Source organism: Pseudoalteromonas prydzensis (genome assembly GCF_011050055.1).
GTDB lineage: Bacteria > Pseudomonadota > Gammaproteobacteria > Enterobacterales > Alteromonadaceae > Pseudoalteromonas > Pseudoalteromonas prydzensis_A.
In genome coordinates this window covers 1-2854 of the sequence record NZ_DRGM01000218.1, presented here as the reverse complement: position 1 = coordinate 2854, position 2854 = coordinate 1, and the positions used below count along the sequence as shown (strand labels likewise).

Annotated in this window: 2 protein-coding genes; both read right to left on the bottom strand. The window is 40.2% G+C overall.

Going from position 1 to position 2854, the window contains the following annotated elements; translation table 11 throughout:
- Positions 1-651: 651 nt before the first annotated feature.
- Entirely contained in the window at positions 652-2145 is a 1494-nt protein-coding gene (gppA, locus tag ENH88_RS22810) for a guanosine-5'-triphosphate,3'-diphosphate diphosphatase (protein WP_304185849.1), read from the bottom strand.
- Between the two features lie 47 nt (positions 2146-2192).
- A partial coding sequence (locus ENH88_RS22805) for a helicase-related protein (protein WP_304185847.1) occupies positions 2193-2854 on the bottom strand: 662 nt, incomplete at its 5' end.

The following is a 2854-nucleotide window of genomic DNA, read 5'->3' as shown; positions in this document are numbered from 1 at the left end:
CTACGGACCAAAGTGGGGGACCTTCGGGCCTCACGCCAAGAGATTAGCCCAAGTGGGATTAGCTAGTTGGTAAGGTAATGGCTTACCAAGGCGACGATCCCTAGCTGGTTTGAGAGGATGATCAAACTCTTCAATTAAAAGTTTTTTCTGTCCAAAGGACATGCTCAATGAATTCTGAATTATTTGTTTTTGTTGCCAAAAACGAATTGACTGTGCTGCAATAAATAAATTTATTGCTGTTGGTCACTCAGTTCAATTGAGACTCTAAATTTGTTTGCATCCCTACCTAAGTAGTTTTGCTGTTAGAACTCAATCTGTACGAGTGCCCACACAGATGATTGCTTTATATTGTTAAAGAACGTTGCGACAATGTCGCTAGGGATGCGTATATTACATCCTTTATTTTTCGAGTCAATACTTAATTTTAAACTTTCTTTTCGAACATTTAATGCTAAGTTTTATTTAACTCTGTGAGTAGCTCATACCTCGCTATGCGTTGCTGTTTGCCGTCTCAGTGGGGTCGCATTATAGGGAGATCCAAAAACAGATCAACTGTTTTTTTGATCTTTTTTGATTTTATTGACTGTTCGAACAAATTTACTGCACAACGGTGCTTTTTAATACAATAAAAGGGCTATTAAAGCCCTTTTACTATTTAACTATAAACTTCCAGCCTGCTTTTGCTTGCTGTTTACACTCTTGTTGGAGCTCACTTGCCATAAGTGGATGCGCTTTTAACCAATCATTTTCAAATATTAGTGTTAAAGCTTCATTATTAACAGTTAAAGTTAATTTTGGTAATACGTCATCTTGGCGACGCATTGATAAGATCACAGCGATCCTAATCAAGCGCGTTAAATATTGTGTTAATTGCGCATGACAGCCTAAATGTGCAAACACATTCTTTTGCAGATCAGAACGGTGTGCGTTAGCGGCTGCAGCAATAATTTTATGCTCCGATTGTGAAAAACCAGGCATCTCGGTATTTTCAAGAATATAGGCGGTATGCTTTTGGTACTGCTTATATTCAATTAACAAACCTATTTCATGTAATTGCGCAATTGCTTTAAGTAACGGTAAGCCATTATTATCGAGTAATAGCCACTGCTCGCTGACTTGAGCTGCGAGGTGACTGCTAAGCTCGGCTACTCGGTTTGCTTGCTTTTGATCAACATGATAACGACTCATTAAGCCATCAACTGTGCGCTTGCGAATATCGTGATTATGAAACTCAGGGATCATACTGTAGAGCACACCCTCACGAAGTGCGCCGCCTGCTAAGCCCATTTTATCAATTTCAAGCGCTTCAAATAGCGCAATTAAAATAGCGAGCCCTGAAACAAATACTAAACGCCTTTCTTCGCTTAAGCCTGGTAGGTCTAATTCAGCAATTGTGTTGTAGGCTATCGACTGTTTTTTAATTTCATTAAGCTTATCTAGGCTTAATGTGTCATCAAGTGATTGTGCGACCATAATTTCTTGGATCGCTTGCACTGTACCCGATGCTCCTGATGCAATCTCCCAACCCGCCACTTTGTAACTTGGCGCTATATCATCAATAACTACTCGTGCGGCTTCAATAGCGGCATTGAAATTAGCGTCATTGAGTTTGCAATCTTTAAAGTAACGCTCTAGGTAAGTAACACAGCCCATGTTTAGGCTTTTGTAATGTAATGCGTCAAAACCTTTACCAATTACCACTTCGGTGCTGGCACCACCAATATCAATAACTAATTGACGGCCACTGCATGACGAAGTGTGCGCTACACCTTTATAAATCGTGCGCGCTTCTAGTTCACCGCTAATAACATTAATTTTATGGGCAAGGATTTGTTCGGCTTTGATTTTAAATTCATCGGCATTGGTTGCTAAACGCAACGTAGCGGTGGCAACGATAGTAATGTTGTTTTTCGGAATATCTTGGAGGCGTTCTGCAAATAACGCGAGACATTCCCAACCTCGTTGCATTGCTTCTGTGCTCAATAAGTTATCTTCATTTAGCCCTGCGGCTAATCTGACTTTGCGTTTAACGCGGCCTATGGTTTGCAAGCCGCCAGCAATTGACTTAGCGATCAACATGTGAAAACTGTTAGATCCTAAATCAATTACTGCATAAACATTTTTTTGCGGTTTAAGTTGCCCCACCGTTCAAAAACCTCTAGTTACTACTACGACTATAACGACGGCCGTAATTACGACCGTGCTTTTTGGTAACTATTGTTTGGTCTACGTCCGCTGTTATTACTACGACTGCGTGGGCCTGTTGTATAGTTACGTTTTCTTTGAATAGTAGGCTTAGTTAAATCATCAAGCAATGCACTTTTATCATAATGTGATAAAGGAATGCTGTGCTCTATGTACTCTTCAATTTCATGAAGGTTATATGCGTACTGTTCACATGCAAAACTAATTGCCTTACCTGATGCTCCGGCTCGTGCAGTACGGCCAATTCGATGCACATAATCTTCGCAATCATCTGGTAAGTCGAAGTTAAATACATGACTTACTTCTGGGATATGTAAGCCACGCGCTGCAACATCAGTTGCCACTAGGAAATCTAAATCACCTTTAGAGAATTGCGCTAAAATTGATTGGCGTTTTTTCTGATTAACATCACCAGTCAGCATACCTACACGATGACCATCAGCTTTTAACCATGCATATACGGTTTCGCAGCTATGTTTAGTATTTGCAAACACAATGGCTTTCTCTGGCCATTCTTCTTCAATCAAAGTTAATAACAGCTTAACTTTATCTTCTTGCGAAGGATGGAATAACTCTTCTTCAATACGCTTACCCGTTTTTACATCTGGTTCAATTTGTACATGCTCTGGGTTTGTCATGTGCTCAAACG